The 24,679-nt window shown below is 68.4% G+C and carries 22 protein-coding genes and 2 pseudogenes; 10 read left to right on the top strand and 14 right to left on the bottom strand.

The features are described from left to right. Positions 1–22 precede the first annotated feature (22 nt). Genes grxC through F1642_RS10730 form a run of 3 tightly spaced genes read left to right on the top strand, consistent with a single transcriptional unit; the run spans position 23 to position 1,621 of the window. Positions 23–280, top strand: coding sequence for a glutaredoxin 3 (gene grxC / locus F1642_RS10740; RefSeq protein ID WP_045981364.1), 258 nt, complete (start codon positions 23–25; stop codon positions 278–280). Between the two features lie 8 nt (positions 281–288). After that, on the top strand, positions 289–1,158 hold the full coding sequence (locus F1642_RS10735; RefSeq protein ID WP_194886266.1) for a carbon-nitrogen hydrolase family protein: 870 nt from the start codon (positions 289–291) through the stop codon (positions 1,156–1,158). Then, positions 1,133–1,621, top strand: coding sequence for a MarR family winged helix-turn-helix transcriptional regulator (locus tag F1642_RS10730; RefSeq protein ID WP_045981366.1), 489 nt, complete (start codon positions 1,133–1,135; stop codon positions 1,619–1,621). The genes F1642_RS10735 and F1642_RS10730 overlap by 26 nt, the downstream gene beginning before the upstream one ends. A gap of 4 nt (positions 1,622–1,625) precedes the next feature. On the opposite strand, the pseudogene ubiG reads toward F1642_RS10730, so the two are convergent. After that, positions 1,626–2,367: pseudogene (gene ubiG, locus F1642_RS10725) on the bottom strand (bifunctional 2-polyprenyl-6-hydroxyphenol methylase/3-demethylubiquinol 3-O-methyltransferase UbiG). A 51-nt stretch (positions 2,368–2,418) separates the two neighbouring features. Between ubiG and pip the strand changes: the two are divergent. The 6 genes and pseudogenes from pip to infB all read left to right on the top strand — a co-directional run bounded on the left by pip (position 2,419) and on the right by infB (position 9,475). Next, positions 2,419–3,411, top strand: a complete 993-nt coding sequence (pip, locus tag F1642_RS10720) for a prolyl aminopeptidase (RefSeq protein ID WP_045981368.1) — start codon at positions 2,419–2,421, stop codon at positions 3,409–3,411. After that, a complete protein-coding gene (locus tag F1642_RS10715; protein WP_206692724.1) occupies positions 3,408–3,872 on the top strand; it encodes a TspO/MBR family protein in 465 nt (154 codons plus the stop codon). The genes pip and F1642_RS10715 overlap by 4 nt, the downstream gene beginning before the upstream one ends. 130 nt (positions 3,873–4,002) lie before the next feature. Then, positions 4,003–4,635 carry a ribosome maturation factor RimP gene (gene rimP, locus F1642_RS10710; protein WP_045999958.1) on the top strand — a complete coding sequence of 211 codons (633 nt, stop codon included), beginning with the start codon at positions 4,003–4,005 and terminating at the stop codon, positions 4,633–4,635. Between the two features lie 3 nt (positions 4,636–4,638). Next, positions 4,639–6,265 (top strand): annotated as a pseudogene (gene nusA / locus F1642_RS10705) (transcription termination factor NusA). A gap of 22 nt (positions 6,266–6,287) precedes the next feature. Then, the gene (locus F1642_RS10700; protein ID WP_045981736.1) at positions 6,288–6,911 is read left to right on the top strand and encodes an RNA-binding protein; all 624 of its coding nucleotides are present in this window, start codon (positions 6,288–6,290) and stop codon (positions 6,909–6,911) included. 8 nt (positions 6,912–6,919) lie between these two features. Beyond that, positions 6,920–9,475 carry a translation initiation factor IF-2 gene (gene infB / locus F1642_RS10695; protein ID WP_148911454.1) on the top strand — a complete coding sequence of 852 codons (2,556 nt, stop codon included), beginning with the start codon at positions 6,920–6,922 and terminating at the stop codon, positions 9,473–9,475. A 162-nt stretch (positions 9,476–9,637) separates the two neighbouring features. Here the strand turns inward: infB and F1642_RS15870 are convergent, their stop codons facing one another. The 4 genes from F1642_RS15870 to F1642_RS10680 form a co-directional block, all read right to left on the bottom strand. Continuing rightward, positions 9,638–9,766 carry a hypothetical protein gene (locus F1642_RS15870; protein WP_045981737.1) on the bottom strand — a complete coding sequence of 43 codons (129 nt, stop codon included), beginning with the start codon at positions 9,764–9,766 and terminating at the stop codon, positions 9,638–9,640. 121 nt (positions 9,767–9,887) lie between these two features. Next, positions 9,888–10,286, bottom strand: a complete 399-nt coding sequence (locus F1642_RS10690; protein WP_127897813.1) for a (deoxy)nucleoside triphosphate pyrophosphohydrolase — start codon at positions 10,284–10,286, stop codon at positions 9,888–9,890. Next, positions 10,283–11,527 carry a bifunctional glutamate N-acetyltransferase/amino-acid acetyltransferase ArgJ gene (gene argJ, locus F1642_RS10685; protein WP_194886207.1) on the bottom strand — a complete coding sequence of 415 codons (1,245 nt, stop codon included), beginning with the start codon at positions 11,525–11,527 and terminating at the stop codon, positions 10,283–10,285. The genes F1642_RS10690 and argJ overlap by 4 nt, the downstream gene beginning before the upstream one ends. Next, entirely contained in the window at positions 11,527–12,363 is an 837-nt protein-coding gene (locus F1642_RS10680) for a peptidylprolyl isomerase (protein ID WP_045981740.1), read from the bottom strand. Before F1642_RS10680 ends, argJ begins: the two co-directional genes overlap by 1 nt. A gap of 204 nt (positions 12,364–12,567) precedes the next feature. On the opposite strand from F1642_RS10680, the gene secA reads away from it, so the two are divergent. Then, on the top strand, positions 12,568–15,279 hold the full coding sequence (secA, locus tag F1642_RS10675) for a preprotein translocase subunit SecA (RefSeq protein ID WP_194886206.1): 2,712 nt from the start codon (positions 12,568–12,570) through the stop codon (positions 15,277–15,279). A 102-nt stretch (positions 15,280–15,381) separates the two neighbouring features. Here secA and fmt read toward each other — a convergent pair whose 3' ends face one another. The 9 genes from fmt to F1642_RS10635 form a co-directional block, all read right to left on the bottom strand. Next, positions 15,382–16,275, bottom strand: a complete 894-nt coding sequence (fmt, locus tag F1642_RS10670; RefSeq protein WP_194886205.1) for a methionyl-tRNA formyltransferase — start codon at positions 16,273–16,275, stop codon at positions 15,382–15,384. 53 nt (positions 16,276–16,328) lie between these two features. Continuing rightward, positions 16,329–17,729 (bottom strand): SAF domain-containing protein, encoded by a 1,401-nt coding sequence (locus F1642_RS10665; RefSeq protein ID WP_194886204.1) that lies wholly within the window; start codon positions 17,727–17,729, stop codon positions 16,329–16,331. Further along, the gene (locus F1642_RS10660) at positions 17,726–19,234 is read right to left on the bottom strand and encodes a tripartite tricarboxylate transporter permease (protein WP_045999952.1); all 1,509 of its coding nucleotides are present in this window, start codon (positions 19,232–19,234) and stop codon (positions 17,726–17,728) included. The genes F1642_RS10665 and F1642_RS10660 overlap by 4 nt, the downstream gene beginning before the upstream one ends. A gap of 12 nt (positions 19,235–19,246) precedes the next feature. Then, positions 19,247–19,762, bottom strand: a complete 516-nt coding sequence (locus F1642_RS10655; protein ID WP_194886203.1) for a tripartite tricarboxylate transporter TctB family protein — start codon at positions 19,760–19,762, stop codon at positions 19,247–19,249. A gap of 61 nt (positions 19,763–19,823) precedes the next feature. Beyond that, positions 19,824–20,621 (bottom strand): tripartite tricarboxylate transporter substrate-binding protein, encoded by a 798-nt coding sequence (locus F1642_RS10650; RefSeq protein ID WP_206692723.1) that lies wholly within the window; start codon positions 20,619–20,621, stop codon positions 19,824–19,826. 263 nt (positions 20,622–20,884) lie between these two features. Next, positions 20,885–21,457, bottom strand: coding sequence for a 4-hydroxythreonine-4-phosphate dehydrogenase PdxA (locus F1642_RS15050; RefSeq protein WP_206692722.1), 573 nt, complete (start codon positions 21,455–21,457; stop codon positions 20,885–20,887). After that, entirely contained in the window at positions 21,454–21,945 is a 492-nt protein-coding gene (locus F1642_RS15045; protein WP_206692721.1) for a 4-hydroxythreonine-4-phosphate dehydrogenase PdxA, read from the bottom strand. The genes F1642_RS15050 and F1642_RS15045 overlap by 4 nt, the downstream gene beginning before the upstream one ends. A 58-nt stretch (positions 21,946–22,003) precedes the next feature. Further along, positions 22,004–23,710: a dihydroxyacetone kinase family protein gene (locus F1642_RS10640; protein ID WP_194886202.1), complete on the bottom strand. Its 1,707-nt coding sequence runs from the start codon at positions 23,708–23,710 to the stop codon at positions 22,004–22,006. Next, positions 23,707–24,633 (bottom strand): sugar phosphate isomerase/epimerase, encoded by a 927-nt coding sequence (locus F1642_RS10635; protein ID WP_194886201.1) that lies wholly within the window; start codon positions 24,631–24,633, stop codon positions 23,707–23,709. The genes F1642_RS10640 and F1642_RS10635 overlap by 4 nt, the downstream gene beginning before the upstream one ends. Between the last annotated feature and the right edge of the window lie 46 nt (positions 24,634–24,679).

The raw sequence follows: 24,679 nt of genomic DNA, 5'->3' as shown, positions 1-24,679 counted from the left end.
GCAGCCACCAAAAAGGACCGCCATGAGCATCGAGATCTATACCACCCGCACCTGCCCCTTCTGCATCCGCGCCAAGCAGCTTCTGGACCAGAAGGGCGCGTCCTATACGGAAATCGACGTCGGCGCCGACCCGGCGCTTCGCGACAAGATGACGAAACGCGCGGGCAAGCGCAGCGTGCCGCAGATCTTCGTGGGCACCACGCATGTCGGCGGCTGCGACGACCTCTATGCGCTGGAGCGGTCGGGCAAGCTGGACCCGCTGCTCAAGGGCGCCGCCTGATGGGCGCGCTGACCGTCGGGCTGATCCAGCTGACGGTCGGCGACGACCCGGCCGCGAATCTTGGCCCCACGATCGCCCTGATCCGCAAGGCCGCGGGCCGGGGCGCGCGGCTGGTCCTGACGCCCGAGGCGACGAACCTGCTGTCCCCCGACCGCGCGCGTCAGGCCACCCTGCTGCGCCCCGAGGATCAGGACGCGACCCTGGCCGCCCTGCGGGCTGAGGCGCGGGCGCTGGACATCTGGCTGCTGGTCGGATCGCTGGCCTTGGCCAGCGGCGACGCGGACGGGCGGTTCGCCAACCGCAGCCTGCTGATCGCCCCCGACGGGACGGTCGCGGCCCGCTATGACAAGCTGCACATGTTCGACGTGACCATCAGCGACAGCGAATCCTATCGCGAAAGCGCCGCCTATCGCCCCGGCGACCGGGCGGTCACGGCCCCCGCGGCCGGGACGGTGCTGGGCATGACGGTCTGCTATGACCTGCGCTTTCCGCACCTGTACCGGGCGCTGGCGCAGGCGGGCGCGCGCATCCTGACCGTGCCGTCGGCCTTCAATCCGGTCACGGGGGCCGCCCATTGGGAGACGCTGCTGCGCGCCCGCGCGATCGAGACCGGGTGCTTCGTGCTGGCGCCTGCGCAATGCGGCACCCACCCCGCGCCCCACAGCCCGGACCGCCCCGCCCGGCGCAGCCACGGCCATTCGCTGGTCGTCGACCCCTGGGGCCGGGTGCTGGCCGATGGCGGGGACGATCCCGGCATCACCATTGTATCCCTTGACCTTTCGGCGGTGGATGAGGCACGGTCTCGCATTCCCTCGCTGTATCACGACAGGCCCTTTGCGGCCCCGGAAGGCCATGACGACACCTGCGCCCAACCCTGACAAAGCCGCCGAGGCCCGGTCCACCGACCGGTTGGCCGCAAGCCTGTTCGCCGAGGTGCTGATCGCCGACCAGCTGTCGCGCAACCTGATCGGCAAGGCGCTGCCCAAGGGGATGCAGATTTCGCATTTTTCGGTGCTGAATCTTCTGGCCCACGTGAACGAGGAACGCACCCCCGCCCAGCTGGCGGCGGCGTTCCACATCACGCGGGGCGCCATGACCAACACGCTGGCGCGGCTGGAATGGGCGGGCCATGTGCACATTCGCCCCGATTGGGACGATGCGCGGCGCAAGTTCGTGTCGATCAGCACGGCGGGCCGGGCCGCGCGCGATCAGGCCATCGCGGGCTTCATGCCGCTGATCGCCGGCGTAGTGCGCGACATCGGCGCGGACCGGGTGCGCGGCGCCCTGCCCGTCCTGCGCGAGCTGCGCCTGCGGCTGGAGGCCGACCCGCCCAAGCCCTGAGGCCTCAGGCCCGACGTGCCGTCATGATGTAGTTCACCGCCAGGTCGCGATCCGACATCGACCAGCCGAAGGTGATCGGGTTGAACACCATCCCCTTGCGATCCGCGACCATCAGCCCCGCCGCCTGCGCATGGGCGGCCAATTCGTCCGGGGTGATGAACCGCGCCCAGTCATGCGTGCCGCGCGGCAGCCAGCGCATGATCCATTCCGCCCCGATGATCGCCGCGCCGAAGCTGCGCGCGGTCCGGTTCAGCGTCGACAGGATCAGCAGCCCGCCGGGGCGCAGCAGGTCGTGGCAGGTCGCGACGAAGGCCGCGGGGTCGGCGACATGTTCGACGATCTCCAGCGCCAGGACCGCGTCAAAGCGTTCGCCCGCCGCGACCAGCGCCTCGGCCGTGGTGGCGCGGTAATCGATCGTCAGCCCCTGCTGATCGGCATGGGTCTGGGCCACGGCGATGTTCACCTGCGTCGCATCCGCACCCACGACATCCGCGCCCAAGCGCGCCATCGGTTCGCTGGCCAGCCCGCCGCCGCAGCCGATGTCCAGGACCCGCAGCCCCGCGAAGGGCCGCAGGCTGCGCCGGTCGCGCCCGTATTCGGCCGCGATCTGGTCGCGGATATAGTCCAGCCGCAGCGGATTCATCAGGTGCAGGGGGCGGAACTTGCCGTTGGGGTCCCCACCATTCGGCGGCCATCGCCTCGAATTTCGCGATCTCGGCCTGGTCGATGCTGCTGGGCGTGGTCATTGGGGGGCGGTCCTTCTGGCGGGCGGCGTTGTCTGTGCTTATAGTGGCAGGATGGACCGATTGGCAGGACAAATCTCCGCGTCACATGGCCGCCTTCACCCGGCGGTCGAACCCTTTGCCCGCCACGAGATCGACGTGGGCGACGGCCACATCCTGTACGCCGAGGAATGCGGCAACCCGCAGGGCCGGCCCGTTCTGGTGCTGCATGGCGGGCCGGGCGGTGGGTGCAGCCCCTATATGCGGCGCTTTTTCGACCCGGCGCATTACCGCGTGGTGCTGTTCGATCAGCGCGGCTGCGGGCGGTCGCGGCCCACCGCGTCGGTGCGGGCCAACACCACTGCGCACCTGATCGACGACATCGCCCTGATCCGCGCGCGCCTTGGCATCGACCGCTGGCTGCTGTTCGGCGGCAGCTGGGGGGCGACGCTTGCCTTGGCCTATGCGCAGGCGCATCCGGACCATGTCACCGGGCTGGTGCTGCGCGGGGTGTTCCTGGGGATGCGGTCCGAACTGGACTGGTTCTATGGCGGGGGCGCCGCGCGGTTCTTTCCCGACCTGTGGGAGCGCTTTCAGGAGCCGATCCCCCCATCCGAACGCCAGGACATGATCGGCGCCTATCACCGGCGGCTGTTCGACGACGACCTGGGCCGTCAGGCGCGATTCGCGCAACCCTGGCTGATGTGGGAAAACGCGCTGGCGGGGCTGCAGTCGCAGGCCGCGGGCCATGCCCCCGCCGATTACGCCCGCGCCTTTGCCCGGCTGGAGAATCACTATTTCAGCAACGGCTGCTTCCTGGACGAGGGGCAGCTGCTGCGCGACCGCGGGCGGATCGAGCACCTGCCCGCGATCATCGTCCAGGGCCGCTATGACATGGTCTGCCCGCCCGTCAGCGCGCACCGGCTGGCCCAGGGGTGGGACCGGGCCGAACTGCGTCTGGTCCCGGCATCGGGCCACGCCCTCTCCGAACCCCGCATCACCGCAGAGCTGGCCGCCGTCATGGACGGCATCCGCGACGAGGACCGCAGCAGAAAGGTTCCCCGTTGATCCTGTTCCCGATCTTCCTGCTGGCCAGCGTCGCCGCCGCCGCGACCGGCGTCATCTTCAAGCCCGGTGCGTGGTATGACGGGCTGCGCAAGCCCGGCTTCACCCCGCCGAAATGGGCCTTTCCCGTGGCATGGACATTGATCTACCTGCTATCTGCCGCGGCCGCGACGCGGGTGGCGGGCCTGCCCGGCGCGGGGGCCGCGCTGGCCCTGTGGGCGGCGCAGATCGCACTGAACACGCTGTGGACGCCGGTCTTCTTCGGGGCGCGGCGGATGGCCTTGGGCATGGCGATCATCGCCACGCTGCTGGTAACGGTCGCGGCCATGACGGTGACCTTCTGGTCGCTGGATCGGATCGCGGGAGCGATGCTGCTGCCCTATCTGGCTTGGTTGGGCGTCGCGTCGGGACTGAACTGGCGCATCTGGCGCGACAACCCCGCCGTGCCGCGACCCGCCGCCTAAGATCGCTTGCATTCGGGCCCGCCTTTGGCTATAGGACCGATCAACAGCGGTGCAGGCGTCCAAACCCTGCCCACCGGAACTTCCGCATGGGGCCCGCTGACGGCCCCTTTTTCCTGTCCAAGAGGATCTGATGTCCGACGATCTGCCCGTCACGAACGACCTGATCGCCAAGACCGCGATCGACCGCCGCCTGGCCGAGATCATCACCCCGGTGATCGAGGATCTGGGATACGAGCTGGTGCGTGTCCGCCTGCAGGGCGGCAAGACCGCCACGCTGCAGATCATGGCCGACCGCCCCGAGGGCGGCATCAACGTGGACGACTGCGCCCAGATCTCGACCGCGGTCAGCGCCACGCTGGATGTCGAGGACCCGATCGAGGACAACTATCACCTCGAGGTGTCCAGCCCCGGCATCGACCGTCCCCTGACCCGCCTGAAGGACTTCGGGACATTCGAGGGCTATGAGGCGCGGCTGGACCTGAACCAGGCGATCGACGGGCGCAAGAAGTTCAAGGGCGTCCTGGCGGGCGTCGAGGGCACCGAGGTGCTGATCAACATCGAGGACAAGGGCCAGACCCACACGATCGGGCTGGACTTCGACCTGCTGTCGGATGCCAAGCTGGTCCTGACGGACGAGCTGATCAAGGAAATGCTGCGTCAGAAGAAGGAAGCCGGGGTCGAGATCGACAACCTGGACGAAACCGCCTTCGACGAGATCGAAACCGATGATGACGGCGCGACCGCCGTGCAACCCAAGGAGTGAGTGATGGCCATCACCTCTGCCAACCAGCTTGAACTGCTGCAGACGGCCGAAGCCGTCGCCCGCGAGAAGATGATCGAGCCCGAGCTGGTCATCGAAGCGATGGAAGACAGCCTGGCCCGCGCCGCCAAGTCCCGCTACGGCGCGGAGATGGACATCCGCGTCAAGATCGACCGCCGCACCGGCAACGCGACCTTCACGCGCGTGCGCACGGTCGTGGCCGACGATGCCGTCGAGAACTATCAGGCCGAACTGACGGTCGAGCAGGCCAAGCCCTATCTGGACAACCCCCAGATCGGCGACGAGATCATCGACCAGGTCCCCCCGGTCGAGCTGGGCCGCATCGCCGCGCAATCCGCCAAGCAGGTGATCCTGCAGCGCGTCCGCGAGGCCGAGCGCGACCGCCAGTACGAGGAATTCAAGGACCGCGCCGGCAGCATCATCAACGGTGTCGTCAAGCGCGAGGAATACGGCAACATCATCGTCGATGTGGGTCGCGGAGAGGCGATCCTGCGCCGCAACGAGAAGATCGGCCGCGAAAGCTATCGTCCGAACGACCGCATCCGCGCCTATATCAAGGACGTGCGCCGCGAGACGCGCGGGCCGCAGATCTTCCTGTCGCGCACCGACCCGCAGTTCATGGCCGAACTGTTCAAGATGGAAGTCCCCGAGATCTATGACGGCGTGATCGAGATCAAGGCCGTCGCCCGCGACCCCGGTTCGCGCGCCAAGATCGCCGTGATCAGCCATGACGGCAGCATCGACCCGGTCGGCGCCTGCGTCGGCATGCGCGGCAGCCGCGTGCAGGCCGTCGTCGGCGAACTGCAGGGCGAGAAGATCGACATCATCCCGTGGAACGAGGACCAGGCGACCTTCCTGGTCAACGCGCTGCAGCCCGCCGAGGTTAGCAAGGTCGTCTTCGACGAGGAGGCCAACAAGATCGAGGTCGTCGTCCCCGACGAGCAGCTGTCGCTGGCCATCGGGCGTCGCGGCCAGAACGTGCGCCTGGCCAGCCAGCTGACCGGCCTGGACATCGACATCCTGACCGACGAGGAGGAATCCAAGCGTCGTCAGGCAGAGTTCAACACCCGCACCGCGCTGTTCATGGAACAGCTGGACCTGGACGAGTTCTTTGCCCAGCTGCTGGTGGCCGAAGGGTTCACCAACCTTGAGGAGGTCGCCTATGTCGACCAGGACGAGCTGCTGACGATCGACGGGGTCGACGAGGGCACCGCAGCCGAGCTGCAAGCCCGCGCCCCGCGACGTGCTGGAGGCCAAGAACAAGGCCGCCCTGGACGCCGCGCGTGCCTTGGGCGCCGAGGATAGCCTCATTGAATTCGAGGGTCTGACACCCCAGATGGTAGAGGCGCTGGCCAAGGACGACGTCAAGACGCTGGAAGATTTCGCGACCTGCGCCGACTGGGAGCTGGCCGGCGGCTGGACCACCGTCAACGGTGCCCGCGTCAAAGACGAAGGCCTGCTGGAGCCCTATGGCGTGACGCTGGAAGATGCGCAGACCATGGTCATGACTGCGCGCGTGATGCTGGGCTGGGTCGATCCGACCGAGCTGGACGACACGGATGCGGAAGACGACCTGCAGGACGATGACGACAACGAGGAGGCCGGGGCCTGATCGCCCCGGATCGGAGCACAGATTGAGCCGTGGTGGACATGACAAGGACCGGGACGATGACCCGGAACGCCGGTGCATCGCCACCGGCGAGGTGCAACCCAAGCGGGGCCTGATCCGTTTCGTGATCGGCCCTGACGGGCAGGTCGTGCCCGACCTGGCGGAAAAGCTGCCCGGTCGCGGCATCTGGGTCGCCGCCGACAAGGCGGCCCTGAACAAGGCGGTGACCAAGGGGTTGTTCTCTCGTGCCGCCAAGGCTCCGGTTCAGGCGGCCCCCGACCTGGCCGACCTGGTCGAGGCGGGCATCGCCCGCCGGCTGGTCGAACTGGTGTCGCTGACGCGAAAATCGGGCCGCGCGGTGGCGGGGTTCGAAAAGGTCAAGGGCTGGCTGGCCGAAGGTCGCGCCAAGGTGCTGCTTCAGGCCAGCGACGGGTCGGACCGCGGCAAGGGCAAGCTGTGGACGCCCACCGGCGGACGCTGGTTCGGCTGCCTGACCGCATCAGAATTGGGTTTGTCCTTTGGGCGCAGTCATGTCATACACGGCGCGCTTGCGAAGGGTGGCCTGACGGACAAGGTGATCTTGGAAGCCGGCAGACTAACGGGTCTGCGCGGGCATGACGACGGCAATACGGCTGTCGGGAAGGAATGAAGACGCAGATGAGCGACAAAGACGGAAAAACCCCCTTGGGCCTTGGTGGCGGTAATCGCCCCGGCGCAGTCAAGCAAAGCTTCAGCCACGGTCGCACCAAAAGCGTCGTCGTCGAAACCAAGCGCAAGCGCGTCGTGGTGCCCAAGGCAGCCGCGCCGATGACGGATGCGCAGAAAGAAAAGAACCCGCTGACCGCCCGCGTGGCCGGCGACAGCTCCAAGCGCCCCGCAGGCATCTCCGATGCCGAGATGGAGCGCCGCCTGAAGGCCCTTGCCGCCGCCAAGGCACGCGAGGCCGATGACGCCGCCAAGCGCCTGGCCGACGAGAAGGCCCGCGAGGAGGAGCGCGAGCGCCGCCGCGCCGAGATCGAGGCCAAGGCCCGCGAGGAGCGCGAGCGCGAGGAGGCCCTCAAGGCCAAAGCCCTGGCCGAGGCCCAGGCCGCGCAGGATGCCGCCGACGAGGCCCGCCGCAAGGCCGAGCCGCGCCAGGAGCGTCCCAAGCCCTCAGCCGGTGCGACCAAGCCCGCCGCCCCCGATCAGGCCGCGATCGAGGCTGCCGCCTCGCGCGCCGAGACCAAGGGCGTCACGACCGGCGTGGCCCGCAAGACCGACCGCGTGGAGCGCACGGATCGAGACAAGACCGCCAAGGCCAAGACCACCGACGACAACCGTCGCGGCGGCAAGCTGTCGCTGAACCAGGCGCTGAACGGCGAAGGCGGCCGCCAGCGCAGCATGGCCGCGATGAAGCGCAAGCAGGAACGCACCCGCCAGAAGGCGATGGGCCAGTCCGCCCGTCCCGAAAAGCAGTTCCGCGAAGTCCGCCTGCCCGAGACCATCGTGGTCCAAGAGCTGGCCAACCGCATGACCGAACGCGCCGCCGACGTGGTCAAGGCGCTGATGAAGATGGGCATGATGGTCACTGCCAACCAGCCCATCGACGCCGACACCGCCGAGCTGGTGATCGAGGAGTTCGGCCACAAGGTCCTGCGCGTCAGCGACAGCGATGTGGAGCAGGTCATCGCCCCGACGGTCGATCGTGACGAGGACATGCAGCCTCGTCCGCCGATCATCACGATCATGGGCCATGTCGACCACGGCAAGACCTCGCTGCTGGACGCGATCCGCAAGGCCTCCGTCGTTTCGGGCGAAGCCGGCGGCATCACGCAGCATATCGGCGCCTATCAGGTGACGACCGACAGTGGCGCCGTCCTGTCCTTCCTGGACACGCCGGGCCACGCGGCCTTCACGTCGATGCGTGCCCGTGGCGCGAACGTCACGGATATCGTGGTGCTGGTGGTCGCGGCGGATGATGCCGTGATGCCCCAGACCGTCGAGGCCATCAACCATGCCAAGGCCGCCAACGTGCCGATGATCGTGGCGATCAACAAGATCGACAAGCACGAGGCCGACCCGCAGAAGGTCCGCACCGACCTGCTGCAGCACGAGGTGGTCGTCGAGGCCATGTCGGGCGACGTGCAGGATGTCGAGGTCTCGGCCAAGACCGGCCTGGGCCTGGACAACCTGCTGGAGGCCATCGCGCTTCAGGCCGAACTGCTGGAGCTGCGCGCCAACCCGAACCGTGCCGCACAGGGCGCGGTCATCGAGGCGCAGCTGGATGTCGGACGCGGCCCTGTCGCCACCGTCCTGGTCCAGCACGGCACCCTGCGCCGCGGCGACATCTTCGTCGTGGGCGAGCAGTGGGGCAAGGTCCGCGCCCTGATCAACGACAAGGGCGACCGCGTCGAGGAAGCCGGCCCGTCCGTCCCGGTCGAGGTTCTGGGTCTGAACGGTACCCCCGAGGCCGGAGACGTGCTGAACGTGGTCGAGACCGAAGCGCAGGCCCGCGAGATCGCCGAGTTCCGCGCCCAGCAGACCAAGGACAAACGCGCCGCAGCCGGTGCCGCGACCACGCTGGAGCAGATGATGGCCAAGGCCAAGGCGGACGTGAACGTGTCCGAACTGGCTGTCGTCCTCAAGGCCGACGTGCAGGGTTCGGCCGAGGCCATCGTGCAGGCCCTGGAAAAGGTCGGCAACGACGAGGTCCGCGTGCGCGTGCTGCATTACGGCGTGGGTGCGATCACCGAATCCGACATCGGCCTGGCCGAGGCGTCGGGCGCTCCGGTCATCGGCTTCAACGTCCGGGCCAACGCTCCGGCACGCAACGCCGCGAACCAGAAGGGTGTCGAGATCCGCTACTACTCGATCATCTACAACCTGCTGGACGACATCAAGGCCGCCGCTTCGGGCATGCTGTCCAACGAGATTCGCGAGAACTTCATCGGTTACGCGACCATCAAGGAAGTGTTCCGCGTCACGGGCGTCGGCAACGTCGCCGGCTGTCTGGTGACCGAGGGCGTGGCCCGTCGTTCGGCCGGCGTGCGCCTGCTGCGCGACAACGTGGTGATCCACGAAGGCACGCTGAAGACGCTCAAGCGCTTCAAGGACGAGGTCAAGGAAGTGCAGTCCGGTCAGGAATGCGGCATGGCCTTCGAGAACTATGACGACATCCGTCCCGGCGATGTCATCGAGATCTTCGAACGCGAAGAGGTCGAACGCTCGCTGTAAGCGACCGTCTGCGACATGCGAAAGCCGGGCGATCCGATCGCCCGGCTTTTTGCGTTCCGGGTTCCGGCAGGATGGAACGGAAAAGGGGGTGACCCTTTCGGATCACCCCCTTTCTGTTCATGCAGTTCCTTTGGCGCTACGCTCCCCCGTGCGCCGGAACGGTCAGTGGCCGACCGGCTTGCCCTCGAAAGTGCGGTTGCCGACGCGGACCAAGATGTTCCCATCCGCGGTCGAGCCCTCGAATAGACCCTGGATCGAGATGTAGCTGCCGACGGAAATAGTGCGAATCATGTCAAGCCTCCTCTGTGCCCTAAACAAAGTTAGTCATGAAATGGTTAAAAAATCGTTCGCAACTTGATCATCTACGACTTTTTTCAGCAACAATGCAATCGGATCACTCAAATTTGCGACACTATAGCCACATCTGCAGGGCCGGGATGAGGGGAATGTCTGCCGCAGGCATGGGGTAATCGCGCAAATCGCGGGCCCGGACCCAAGCCAGCTGCTGTCCTTCGCGCGGCTGAACGATTCCCTGCCAGCGGCGGCAGGCGAACAGCGGCATCAGCAGGTGGAACGTGTCATAGGCGTGGCTGGCGAAGGTCAGCGGTGCCAGGCAGCTGTTCCAGGTCTGGATGCCCAGCTCCTCCTCCAGCTCGCGGATCAGGGCGGCCTCGGGGGTCTCTCCGGGTTCGACCTTGCCGCCGGGGAATTCCCACAGGCCCGCCATGGACTTGCCCGGCGGGCGCTGGGCCAGAAGCACACGCCCGTCGGGATCGATCAGTGCCACCGCGGACACCAGGACGGTCTTCACGACCGGTAATCCGCGTTGATGTCGATATAGCCGTGCGTCAGATCGCAGGTCCAGACCGTCCGCGACGCCTCACCCAAGCCCAGATCGACGGCGATCCGCAGGTCCTGGTTGCGCATGTAGGCGCTGGCGGCGGCTTCGTCATAGTCGGGATCGCGCCAGCCGTCGCGGGCCACGACCATGTCCCCGAACGCGATGCGCAGGCGGTCACGGTCGGCGCGCGCGCCCGACTTGCCCACCGCAGCCACGATGCGGCCCCAGTTCGCGTCCTGTCCGGCGATGGCGGTCTTGACCAGCGGCGAATTGGCGATGGCCATCGCCACGCGATGCGCGTCGGCCGCATCCGCGGCGCCCGTCACGGCGATCTCGACGAACTTGGTGGCGCCCTCGCCGTCGCGGACGACCTGATGGGCCAGATCGCGCATGACGCCGTGCAGCGCGGTCACGAAGTCGCGCCCGGCATCGCTGTCCAGATCGGTGATGGGCGCGCCCGCCCCCTGCCCCGTCGCGGCCAGGATCAGCGCGTCGGACGTGGACGTGTCGCTGTCCACGGTGATCGCGTTGAAGGTCGCGTCCAGCCCGGAGGACAGCGCCTGCTGCAGCACGGCTGCGGGCACCGTGGCATCGGTGAACAGATAGACCAGCATCGTCGCCATGTCGGGCGCGATCATCCCAGAACCCTTGGCGATGCCCGCGATGCGGGTGCCGTCCGCCAGGGTCGCGGATGCGCCCTTGGGGAAGGTGTCGGTGGTCATGATCGCACGCGCCGCATCGGCGACCCCGCCCGCATCCAGATCACGTGCCAGATCGCCCACGATGGCCACAATCCGCTCGTGCGGCAGCGGCTCTCCGATCACGCCGGTCGACGAGGTGAAGACCCGCCCCTGCGGCAGGTCAAGGGCACCCGCCACGGCCGCGCAGACGGCATCGACCGACTGCTGGCCGCGCGCGCCGGTGAAGGCATTGGCGTTGCCGGAATTGATCAGGATCGCCGCGCCGTCGGGCGCATCGCCCCCCTGCGCCAGCTTGGCCTGGTTGTCCAGGATGCAGGCGGCGCGCGTGGACGACCGGGTGAAGGCCCCTGCCACCGTGCTGCCCGGCGCGATGCGGATCAGCGTGACGTCGCTGCGGCCCTGGTACTTGATGCCCGCGGCGGCGCTGGCGAAATCGACGCCCGCGATCACCGGCAGGTCCGGAAACCGCGCAGGTGCCAGAGGAGAGACGGGCAGACCCGCCTTTCCCATCACTCGGCCTCCAGCAGGTCGGTGGCGTTCAGCTGGGCGGGGTCCAGACCTTCGGTCTTCTTGACGTCGGCGGCGGTCACCAAGCTCTGGATCTGGGCCTCGACCTTCTCGCGCAGGACCATCTGGCTGATCTGGTCACGGACCTCGGCCAGCGGGGGCGCCTCGCGCAGGCGGGTCTCGTTCAGCTTGATGACGTGCCAGCCGAATTCGGTCTCGACCGGGTCGCTGACCTGGCCCGGCTCCAGCGCCGCGACGGCCTCGGCAAAGGGCGGCACCATCTGGTCGGCGGCGAACCAGCCCAGATCACCCTTGTTGGGACCGGACGGCCCGGTCGAGTTCGCCTCGGCCACGGTGCCGAAATCGGCGCCGCCATCGACCTCGGCCTTCAGTTCGGCGGCCTTCTCCTGGCTGTCGACCAGGATATGGGCGGCGTTGTATTCCGTCACGCTGCCCGCATCGGCGAACAGGCGGTCATAGCTGGCCTGCAGCTCTTCCTCGGTGGGCTCGGCCTGGGCGATCTGGCTGACCGCGGCCGAGGCGAGGGTGTTGCGGCGCTGCAGTTCCAGCTGGGCGCGCACGCCGGCGGTGTCCTCGGCGGATTCGGCCACGGCGGTCTGGCGGATCAACTGGTCCAGCATCACGTCCCACAGCGCCTGGTCGGGCATCTCGGCCATGGCCGGGTCCTGGATCGACTGCTTCATGACGATCATCTGGCCCAGGGTGATCTCTTGGCCGTTCACGGTGGCGACCACCTGGTCGGCATCGGCGTCCTGCGCCAGGGCGGGGGCGGAAAGGGCGGCAAGCACGGCTGCGGCCAGCAAAGTCGATCGGGTCATGGGGATGGGTCCTTTCACGGCGCGCACCCCCGCGGGGGCCGGGCCAACATTGACAGTCAGGTGGGCTGCGCCTACATCCAAACCAACTCCGTGGAAGGCGCCGCCGCCGCGTTCGTTCAACGCCCCTGATACGGCAATGCGACCGGCGCGGGCAAGTGGGCCGCAGGTGACGTCCCTTCCCGACAACGTGATGGCGAAGGTAACATGATCGGTAATCTGGCGAAGATGGTCTTTGGCACGCCCAATGACCGCAAGGTCAAGGGCACGCGCGCGCTGGTCGCCCGCATCAACGCCCTTGAGGACAGCTTCAAGGCATTGTCCGATCAGGGGCTGGTCGACAAGACCGCCGAATTCAAGACCCGCGTGGCGGGCGGCGAATCGCTGGACGACATCCTGCCCGAGGCGTTCGCCAACTGCCGCGAGGGTGCGCGCCGCGCGCTTGGCCTGCGGGCCTTCGATGTGCAGCTGATGGGCGGGATCTTCCTGCATCAGGGCAACATCGCGGAGATGAAGACCGGCGAGGGCAAGACCCTGGTCGCCACCTTTCCTGCCTACCTGAACGCGCTGTCAGGCAAGGGCGTCCATGTCGTCACCGTCAACGACTATCTGGCGAAACGCGATGCCGAATGGATGTCCAAGGTCTATGCCCAGCTGGGCATGTCCTGCGGCGTGGTCGTGCCGTTCCAGCCCGAGGGCGAAAAACGCGACGCCTATGCCTGCGACGTGACCTATGCCACCAACAACGAGCTGGGCTTCGACTATCTGCGCGACAACATGAAGGGCAGCGTGGCCGAGATGGTCCAGCGCGGTCACAACTTCGCCATCGTCGACGAGGTCGACAGCATCCTGATCGACGAGGCGCGCACGCCGCTGATCATCAGCGGTCCCAGCCAGGACCGGTCCGAGCTGTACCGCATCCTGGATGCCTATGTGCCCCTGCTGACCGAGGAGCATTACAAGCTGGACGAGAAGTCCCGCAATGCGACCTTCACCGAGGACGGCAACGAGTTCCTGGAGACGCGTCTGCAGGCCGACGGCGTCCTGCCCGAGGGACAGACCCTCTATGATCCGGAATCGACCACCATCGTCCACCATGCCAGCCAGGCCCTGCGCGCGCACAAGCTGTTCCTGAGGGACCAGCATTACATGGTGCGCGACGGCGAGGTGATGCTGATCGACGAGTTCACCGGCCGGATGATGAAGGGCCGCCGCCTGTCGGACGGCCTGCACCAGGCGATCGAGGCCAAGGAAGGCGTCGAGATCCAGCCCGAAAACGTGACCCTCGCCTCGGTCACCTTCCAGAACTATTTCCGCCTGTACCAGCGCCTGGCAGGCATGACCGGCACGGCATCGACCGAGGCCGAGGAATTCGCCGAGATCTACAAGCTGGGCGTGGTCGAGGTTCCGACCAATCGCGGCATCGCGCGGATCGACGACCATGACCGCGTGTATCGCACCGCGACCGAGAAGAACGCCGCCGTCGTCGAGGCGATCAAGGAGGCCCATGCCAAGGGCCAGCCGATCCTGGTCGGCACCACCAGCATCGAGAAGTCCGAGCTGCTGTCCGAGATGCTGAAGAAGGACGGCGTGCCCCACAACGTCCTGAACGCCCGCCAGCACGAGGCCGAGGCGCAGATCGTGGCCGATGCCGGCAAGCTGGGCGCGGTGACGATCGCCACCAACATGGCCGGTCGCGGCACCGACATCCAGCTGGGCGGCAATGTCGAGATGAAGGTGATGGAGGCCCTGAAGGCCGATCCCGACGCCCATCCCGACGAGCTGCGCGCCCGGATCGAGGCCGAGCATGCCGGAGAGAAGGAAAAGGTCCTGGCGGCGGGCGGGCTGTTCGTGCTGGGCACCGAACGCCACGAAAGCCGGCGGATCGACAACCAGCTGCGCGGCCGTTCGGGCCGCCAGGGCGACCCCGGACGGTCGCTGTTCTTCCTGTCGCTGGACGACGACCTGATGCGGATCTTCGGCTCCGAGCGTCTGGACAAGGTCCTGTCGACGCTTGGCATGAAGGAGGGAGAGGCGATCATCCACCCTTGGGTGAACAAGTCGCTGGAACGCGCACAGGCCAAGGTCGAGGGTCGCAACTTCGACATCCGCAAGCAGCTGCTGAAGTTCGACGACGTGATGAACGACCAGCGCAAGGCGATCTTCGGCCAGCGCCGCGAGATCATGGACAGCGAGGAGGTCGGAGAGATCACCGCCGACATGCGGCACCAGGTGATCGAGGACCTGATCGACGAGCACATGCCGCCCCGCAGCTATCCCGAGCAATGGGACACCGAGGGGCTGAAGAAATCGGTCCGCGAGCGGCTGAACCTGAACCTGCCGGTCGCGGATTGGGCGGCCGAGGACGGCGTGGACCATGACGTGATGCGCGAACGCATCACCGAGGCCAGCGACGCCTATATGGCGGACAAGGCCGCGGCCTTCGGCCCCGAGACCATGGTGCAGATCGAGAAGCAGGTCCTGTTGCAGCAGATCGACCAGAAATGGCGCGAGCACCTGATGACGCTGGATCACCTGCGTTCCGTCGTGGGCTTCCGCGGCTATGCGCAGCGCGACCCGTTGGCGGAATACAAGACCGAGGGTTTCCAGCTGTTCGAGACGCTGCTTGACGGCCTGCGCTTTGACGTGACGCAGCGGCTGGCGCAGATCCGTCCCCTGACGCAGGCCGAGCGCGACGAGATGGCGGCCCAGATGGCCCGCCAGCAGCAGCAGGTCCAGGAGGAGGCATCGGCGGAACCCGAGGCGGCAGCGCCCGCGCCCGCCGCGCCCGAGGCTCCTTCCGCGCCGCGCCCGGGCTTTGACGAGGCCGATCCGTCGACCTGGGGGATGCCTGCGCGCAACGATCCGTGCCCCTGCGGATCGGGCAAGAAGTTCAAGCACTGTCACGGCGCGATCTGAGCATCACGCGGGGCGCCGTTTGCGTCCCGCGATGGCGGTCGCGCCCGCCGGGTGGGGGCAAGCCCCCACCGCGCCCGGGCGCGACGGGCCGCTGATGCGGCCCTAGCCCAACCGGGGGGGCATCGCCCAACCGCGCAGCAGGTCGGCAGGGGTCATCGGCCGCTTGCCCGCACGTTGTGCCAGTGTGATGCGCACCGCCCCGGAGCCGCAGACGATGGTGAAATCGGGCAGGACCGTTCCGGGGTCGCCCTGTCCCGGGACGACGGTGCTCGCCAGCAGCTTCACGCGTTCGTCCCCGATCATGCACCACGCCCCCGGAAAGGGTGACAGCCCGCGGATCTGGAGGTCCACCTGTTCGGCAGGCAGGGTCCAGTCGATACGCGCCTCGGTCTTGTCGATCTTGGCGGCGTAGGTCACGCCATCCTGCGCCTGAGGCACGGCAGGCAGCGGCAGGCGGTCCAGCACGTCGCAGATCAGGTCCGCCCCCATCGCCGACAGGCGGTCATGCAGGCTGGCAGTTGTGTCATCCGCGGTGATGGGCGTGCGGGTCAGGGCCAGCACCGGGCCGGTATCCAGCCCCGCCTCCATCTGCATGATCGCGACGCCGGTTTCCGCATCCCCCGCTAGGATCGCGCGGTGGATAGGCGCCGCCCCTCGCCAGCGCGGCAGGATCGAGGCATGGATGTTCAGGCAGCCAAGGCGCGGCGCATCCAGCACCGGCTGCGGCAGGATCAGGCCATAGGCCACGACCACCGCCACATCCGCGTCCAGCGCCGCGAAGTCGGCCTGGTCCTGGGGGTCGCGCAGGCGGGCCGGGGTGCGGACCGGGATCCCCAGGTCCTGCGCCGCCAAGGCCACCGGAGAGGGGCGCGGCTTTTGCCCACGCCCGGCCGCGCGGGGCGGTTGGGAATAGACCGCCACCACGTCGTGGCGCGCGGCGATGGCCCGCAGGGCGGGGACCGAGAAATCGGGCGTTCCCATGAAGATCACGCGCATCGGGCAAGCCTCCGGTTGGTGCCTGCCCTCAATGCCCGCGCGGCGGACGGGCTTCAAGCCCCTGAGGCAAGCCCCCAATCGGTGACGGCGTCCTGCATCCGGCGCAGCCGCAGGAGCGTCGAGCCTTCGTCCAGTGCCACGTCGCCACACAGAATCGGTTGCCCTGCCGCGACGTCGCGGCGCAGCGTCCGCCCGGCGGCCAGGTAGTACGGCACCGGCACATCGTCCGCGACCGCCCGCGCGGGCGTCATGCGGCCCGAGACATGGGCGATGCTGTGATGATGCCCCTGGGCCCGCAGGACGGTGCCGGCGGGCAGGTCGGCATCGGCGAAGGCGGTCAGGTCCACGACCGGGCGCGGGGCGCGCGCGCCGGAGGAGACGCCGTGCAGGGCGGCCTCGAACACCGTGGTCGCGGCCTCCAGCCCCAGCAGGTGGCGCGGCAGGCCGATCATCGCGGTGCGCCCGTCGCGGGACACGACATGTCCCTTGTCGCGCAGCATGTCCCACGTCGCGGCGTCGTCGCAGGCCACGGTGACGAAGACGCCGCCCGCGAAGCTGACCTCGCCGGCCAAGCGCAGGCAGTGGAACACGTCCAGCCGCCCCTGCCCCGACAGAAGCCCGCCCTGGTCGGTCATCAGGTCCGCGACCTCGGGGATGCGGGCGATGGGGGCGTGCAGGTCCGCACGGTCCGGCATCAGCCCCAGGGCATTGGCGACCAGCGTCAGCTCGCACAGGTCCGGCACGGCGCGCTGTGGCAGCGCGCGCAGGGCGTGCGCCCGGCCCGCGGCCACATCGGCCCAAGGCCGATCCGCCGGGTCCATCCAGTCGGCCAGCCCCGGCGCGGCTACAGCCGTGCCATTGCTGATCACCTGCCCCGTATCGGGATCGAAGACGAAATCGTATTCGCTGGACTTGCCCGCCGCGACGATCCGCAGGCCGATGACCTGCGCCCAGGTCGCAAGCCCGATCAGCAGGCTTGGCTGATCGCCGTCCACCGGCGCCACGACCACGCCCCTATCGCGGGCCATGCGCGACAGGATCGGGCCGATGACGCTGTCGGTCTCCTTGGTGACCATGACGACGTGATGTCCCGCCGCAATGGCCATCTCAGCATGGCGGGCGCCGGCCTCGGGGTCGCCGGTGGCCTCCAGCACGACGTCCAGCGGGAGGGCGGCGACCGCGGCCAGATCGCCGGCGGCGATAAAATGACCCGCATCCCATGCCGCCCGCGCGGCCGCCGCGTCGGTGCAGGAAACGATCCGCGCCACGTCCACGCCGACAGATGCCAGCGCCGCCACTGCCGTCTCTGCATCGCGGTCCACCGCCACCCGGCAGGCCAGCCCGTCCACATGGCGCGCCTGCGCCAGATAGCTGCGCCCGAACCCGCCGGTGCCGATGATCGCGGTCTGGACGGTGCGCCCGTGGCGCGCGGCAAAGTGACCGATCAGGTTCATGCGACCACCTTGCGGTTGCGGCGCAGGCTGAGCGCCAGGCCAAGCGTCTTGGGCAGGATCAGCAGCGCCAGCGCCACGATCATGATCCCTGTCACCAACGGGTTGGCAAAGAAGATGCCAAGCGATCCGTCCGACAGCAGCATCGACTGGTGGAACGCGTTCTCGGCCTTGTGGCCCAGGACCATGGCAAGAATCATCGGCGCCAGCGGATAGTCCAGCTTGGTGAACATGAAGCCCACGAAACCGAAGATCAGCACCAGCCACAGATCGAACGTCGCCCCGGACACCGTGTAGGCACCGACGAAGCAGATCGCGACGATCATCGGCCCGATGATGGTGAAGGGGATGCGCAGCAGCGCCGCGAACATCGGCACGGTGGCCAGGACCAGGATCACGCCCAGCAGGTTCGACACGTACATGCTGGCGATCAGGCCCCAGACGAAATCGGGCTGGGTCGCGAACAGCATTGGCCCCGGCGTCAGGCCCCAGATCATCAGCCCACCCATCATCACCGCCGCAGTGGCCGATGACGGCACGCCCAGGGCCAGCATCGGCAGCATCGCGCAGGTGCCCGCGCTGTGATCCGCCGTTTCCGGCGCGACGATGCCCTCGGGGCGTCCCGACCCGAAGGCCGCGCCCTTGCGCGAGGTCTGGCGCGCCACGCCATAGGACATGAAGCTGGCCGCCGTCGGCCCGCCCGGCGTGATGCCCATCCAGATGCCAATCAGGCCCGACCGCAGGGTCGTGGCCCAGTACTTGGGCAGCTCGGCCAGGGTCTTGAGCACATCGCGCAGGTCGATCCTAGAGGACACGCCGCGGAACCGCAGCCCCTCCTGCACAGTGGCCAGCAGCTCCCCGATGCCGAAGAGGCCGATCACCACCACCAGGAAGCTGATCCCGCCCAGCAGGTCCGAGAACCCGTAGGTCAGGCGGATGGACCCGGTCACGCTGTCCATGCCCACGGATGTCAGGATCAGGCCGGTCGTCAGCGACACCAGCGTCTTCATCGGGGCGGCGCTGCCCATGCCGATGAAGGCCGCGAAGGCCAGGAAATAGACCGCGAAATATTCTGGCGCACCGAAGCGCAGCGCGAATTGCGACGCCCAGCCCGCCAGCAGGGTGATGACCAGAATACCCATCAGCGCGCCCACCCCCGCCGACACGAAGGCCAGCGTCAGCGCGCGCGTCGATTCGCCGTTGCGCGCCATCGGATAGCCGTCGAAGGTGGTGGCGACCGATGACGGTTCCCCCGGAATGTTGAACAGGATCGACGTGGTGGACCCGCCGAACAGCGCCCCCCAATACATCGATGTCAGCAGGATGATGGCCGATGTCGGGTCCAGCGCGAAGGTCAGCGGGATCAGCAGCGACACCCCGTTGGGCGCCCCCAGCCCGGGCAACACCCCCACGACCAGTCCCATCAGGACGCCCGCGACCATCAGCATCAGGTGCATCGGGGTGATGGCCACGGAAAACCCGTGCATCAGCAGATCGAAATTGCCCATTGTCGCGGCCCCTTAATAGATGCCCAGAAGCGGCTCCAGCGGCCCCTTCAACAGCGGAATCTGAAAGATCGTCTCGAAGATCAGGTACAGGCTGACGGCGAAACCCGCGCCGATGGCCAAGCCTTTCCACAGGCGGAACCCGCCCTGCCGCCAGGCGGTCAGCCCGATGTAGAAGGTCGCCGCGACATAGAAGCCGACCGTCAGCATGCCGATGACGAAGGCCGTCATCGCCCCCAGGAAGGTCGCGATGCGGATCAGGTTCTGGCGCGGCAGGAACGGCTCCTCCGGGTCATCCAGGGGGTCGGGGGGCGTGCGCTGTGCCTTGCTGTGCGCGACCAGCGCGCCGCCCAGGTTCCACAGGCTGCCCGCGATCAGGACGATCGCCACCCAGAAGGGGAAATAGCCCGGTTGGGGGCCATGATCGCTCCACCCGGTGCCCAGTTCGGCGGCGCCGATGATGGCCGCCACGCCCAATGCGCCGGTGGTGATTGCCGTGCCGATCTCGGCATGAAAACGTCTGACGGTCATGACCCTCCCTTTCCCCATTGGCAAAAGGGGCATCCGGATGATCCCGGATGCCCCGATGCGCTTACTGCGCGGCGGCGGTGACCCAGCCCTCGGCCTCGAAGACGGTCACGGTCGCGGCCTCGTTCTCCTCGATGAAGGCGGTCAGCTCGTCCCCGGTCAGCACCGCCGCGGTCTGCGAGGTCTTGGCAAGGTAGTCCTTCCATTCCTCGGTCTCGGCCACGCGGGTCAGGGCGTCCTGGTAAAAGGCCACCACCTCGGGGTCGGTGCCCGCGGGCAGCCAGACGGTGCGCGGCATCTGGTACCGCTCGATCTCCAGCCCCTGCTCGGCGCAGGTGGGGATGTCGTGCCAGCCCATGTCGCCGCTGACCGGCTCGGATTCCGCCATCCGTTCGGGCGAGAACACGCACAGCGGACGGATCGCGCCCGCCTGCCACTGGCCGATGTTCTCGTTCGGGTTGTTGACGTTCGCGGCGATATGGCCGCCGGCCAGCTGCACGCCGACCTCTCCGCCGCCGTTGAAGGGGACGTACTTGAAATCGGCGCCGGTGGTCTGTTCGATCAGCGCCACCAGCGTCTCGTCGGTGTCCTTGGACTGGCTGCCGCCAAAGACGATGGCGCCGGGTTCGGCCTTGGCCGCCTCGATCAGCTCCATCGACGTCTGCCAGGGGGCGTCGGCCTTGACCCAGATCAGGAACTCGTCCAGCGCCAGCGCTGCGACGGGCTGCAGGTCCTCGGCCGAATAGGCCAGCTGGGCCACATGGGGCAGCAGATAGACGTTGTTCGTCCCGAAGATCAGCTTGTGCGGATCGGGCGGCGTTCTGACGGGCGTACAGAAACGCCTCGGCCCCCGAACCGCCACCCTTGTTCAGCACGACCATGTTCTGGTCCAGGATGTCGTTGCGCGTCAGCGCGGCCTGGATGGTGCGGGCGAAATTGTCGGTCCCGCCGCCGGCCCCGGATGCCACGACGAATTCCACCGGGCGTTCGGGGGTCCATTCCGCCAGCGCCGGGACGGTGGCTGCCAGCAGGGCGGTGCCTGCGATCAATGCGGTCTTGATGGTCATTCTCTCTCTCCTCCCAAAGATGATGCGACCCGCTTGCGGCGGGAAGAAGACCGGGCGCCTATTCGGCGACCAGCAATGTCGGGGCGACTTCCGCCTGCGCCCAGTCCGCGGGCAGCGCGCGCGGCGCGCGGGCAGTGTTCAGCGCGGCCAGGTCGCGGCCAAGCCGCGCGGCGGTCAGCGTCGCGCCCAAGTCGGCGCGCCCCTGCCCTGCGATGTCGAAGGCCGTGCCATGCGCGGGCGTCACGATCGGAAAACCGTAACCGGCGATCAGCGTCACGCCGCGGTCAAAGCCCATCAGCTTCATCGCGATCTGGCCCTGGTCGTGATACATGGTCAGCACTGCGTCGAATTCGCCGCGAATGGCGCGCACGAAGACGGTGTCGGACGGGATCGGCCCCTTGGCGTCGATGCCCATGGCCACGGCCTGCGCCACGGCGGGGGCCAGGATTTCGTCATCCTCGTGGCCGAAATTGCCGCCGTCGCCCGCATGGGGGTTCAGCGCGGCGACGCCGATCCGCGCGCCGGGCTTGCCCGCACCGGCCATCACCTCGGCCGTCAGGCGCAGGCTGTCCAGGATGCGTTCGGTGGTCAGCGTCTCGGCAACCTTGCGCAGGGGGATGTGGCTGGTCACGCGGGGCGTTCCAGACCTCCTCCAGGACGTTGAACTCGCGCCCGCTGCGATCGGCGTTCAGCACCGCGTCGATGAAGCCGATCTCGTCGACATAGCTGGGCCGCGCCAGCCCGCATCGAATGCTTGTTGAAGGGCGTGAACATCGCCGCATCCGCGATCCCCGCCCCTGCCAGCTGCAGCACGCAGCCGAAATTCTGCAGGCTGGCCGCGCCGGCATGGGCGCTGGACTGGCCCAGGGTCATGCCGTCCACCGCGCAATTTTCCAGATCCAGCAGCACATGGCCCGGCGCCATGTCGGGGCCGACCTGATCGGCGCCTATCCGCGGCAGGTCCAGCGTGACGCCCGCATGGCGCGCGCCCATCTCCAGCACCCGCGCATCGCCCACGACGATCACGTCCAGGGCCTTCATGTCGTCATGGGCCAGCAGTTTCGCCGCCAGTTCCGGGCCGACGCCCCCGGCATCCCCCAAGGCCAAAGCAATGCGCATATGTCTCTCCGTCTGGAATGATGGTTCGTGGGCGGCGCGTCGGTCGCGCCGCCCGAATTCAGCGGGCCAGCGCCCCGGCCACGACCCGCGCGCAAAGCGCAAGCGAGATCGCGCCCGCATCGGGATGCCCGATGCTGCGTTCCGCCAGCGGGCGTGCCCGGCCAAGGCGCGGCGTCAGGTCGGCGGTGGCTTCAGCGGCGGCGGTCGCCGCGCTTGCTGCGGCCTCCCAGGCGGTGGCCAGCGCGGCACCTTGGGCAACCTGCCCCTGCAGCGTGTCGACGAAGGGCGCAAAGGCATCGACCAGCGTCTTGTCGCCGGGCCGAGCGCCGCCCAGGCGGGTCACTGCGTCGATCCCCGCCCGCGCCCCTGCGGCCACGCGGGCCGCATCGGGCACATCCGTATCGCCCAGCGCCTGCCCCCAGGCACGCAGGGCCACGCCCCACAGCGCACCCGACGTGCCGCCCGCGCGATCCGCCCAGGCGTCGCCCGCCAGCGACAGGACGGTGCCCGCGCCCGCGCCCTGCGCCGCCGCATCGCGTGCCGCAACGGCGGCTGCCGCAGACCCGCGCGCCATGCCCTGGCCGTGATCGCCGTCGCCCGCGATGGCGTCGATGCGGCCCAACTCCGCCTCTGCCTCGGCCAGCGCCCGGGCCAACCGCGCCACGATGTCGGCGACGCAGCCGGCCTGCGCCGCACTGGCGGGTTCGCCGTGCGGAACCGCTGCGATGGCTGCCCCTTCGCGGGCCACCTGACGCGCGCCTTGGGCGGCCACGGTCCCCTTGCGGAAGGCGGGTGCATCAGCAGGCGCACGCCACAGATCGGCCAGCGCATCGTCCAGCCACAGGATCGACAGAGAACACCCCTCCATGTCCAGGCTGGTCACGAACTCTCCGACCTCCGGGTCGATGACGGTCAGGCCAGCATCGGTCATCAGCCCGGTCAGATGATGCCACAGGACGAACAGTTCCTCGTGTTTCGTGCGGCCAAGGCCGTTCAGGACCACGGCCACGCGGCCGTCATGGCCCTGGGGCCGTTCCGCCAGCAGCGGCTCCAGTAGCATCCGGGCCAGATCGGCAGCGGGCAGGATGGCCTGCGCGGCGATCCCCGGCTCTCCGTGGATGCCCAGGCCAAGGGCGACCTGCCCCTCGGGCACGCTGAACAGGGGTGCCGCCTGTCCCGGCAGGGTGCAGCCGTCAAAGGCCAGCCCGAAGGACACGGTCCGCGCATTGGCACGTCCGGCCAGATCCATCACCGCGTCCAGGTCCAGGCCCGCCTCGGCCGCGGCACCGGCGATCTTGAAGACCAGCAGGTCGCCCGCCACGCCCCGCCTGCGCGCCGCGTCGGTCGCGGGCGCGCTGGCCACGTCATCGGTCACGGCCAGGATGCGCGCATCGATCCCTTCGGCGCGCAGACGTTCGGCGGCAGCGCCAAAGTTCAGCACGTCGCCCGCATAGTTCCCAAAGCCCAGGATCACGCCTCCGCCCAGGTCCGCCGCCCGCGCCACCCCGGCCACCGCACTGGTCGAGGGTGACGCGAACACGTCCCCCGCCACCGCCCCGTCGGCCAGGCCCGGACCGACATAGCCCAGAAACGCCGGATAATGCCCCGACCCTCCACCCACGACCAAGGCCACCTTGCCCGGCGCCCCCGCATGGGCGCGCAGGGCGCCATGCGGGATGGGAATGATACGGTCGGCATGGGCGGCACAGAACCCCGCCAGCGCGGTCGCGGCGAAATCCTCGGGGCGGTCCACGATCTTGGTCATGGCAGGGTCCTTCTCTGCGCCAGGATGCGGCGGATGTAGTCGCGGTTCTCGGCGCAGACCCCAAGTCCGTCGCCGCCGTAATGCTCGACCAGGAAGGGGCTGGAAAAGCCCAGGTCCAGCGCGGTGTTGATCGCCGCGCGCCAGTTGATGGTGCCGCCCATCATGGGCGCGGGATGGGACAGGATGACCCCCGACGGGTCGGTCATCCGGTAGTAGTTCTTGACGTGCCAGTAGCCCGCGAAGGGCGCGCACAGCGCGATCATCTCCGCCCAGGGCTGCACGGGCCGATGAAGGCGGATCAGGTTGCCGATGTCGATGTTCAGACGCACCGACGCGAGGTCCACGTCGGTGACGAAAGCGACCGCGTCGGAGGCAGTGCCCAGATAGGTGTCCTCGTACATCTCCAGCGCGACGTGGATGCCGCGATCGGCGGCGTGGCGGCCCAGGTCGCGGATGCGGGCGACGGCCAGGGCGCGGGTGGCGGGGTCGTCGGGGTTCGTCACCCCCGGCTCTGTCCAGAACCACAGGGCGGCGCGCTGCGCGTCGCTTAGCGGGCCGAACAGGCCAAAGCTGACATGCCCCGCGCCAAGATCGGCGGCGCAGTCGATGACACGATGGCAATAGGCCAGATGGTCGTCACCCTGCACCGGGTCGATCACGCTGCGCCGTGAGGTCGAGATGGCCGGAACGGTCAGTCCCAGGTCACGGCAGATCGCCACGAACCGCGCCCGTCCAGCATCGTCCAGATCGGCCAGCCGCAGCCAGCTGTCGGTCGGATCGACCGCATCGAACCCCGCCGCCGCGACCTGGCCCAGATCGCGCGCCCAAGCGGCCGGCCCGGCATCCTGGACGGATGCGAACGGGATCATCGCGCAGGCGATGGGCCAGTCCTGCGGCGTCCAACGCATGGTGTTCCCCGACATCGATCCCCCTCCCGAATCACGTCCCGGGTTCTTGCTAGCACGGCCC

It is taken from the genome of Paracoccus sp. NBH48, from assembly GCF_015390265.1.
In the GTDB taxonomy this organism is placed as follows: domain Bacteria; phylum Pseudomonadota; class Alphaproteobacteria; order Rhodobacterales; family Rhodobacteraceae; genus Paracoccus; species Paracoccus marcusii.
This window is presented reverse-complemented; position numbering and strand designations above follow the sequence as displayed.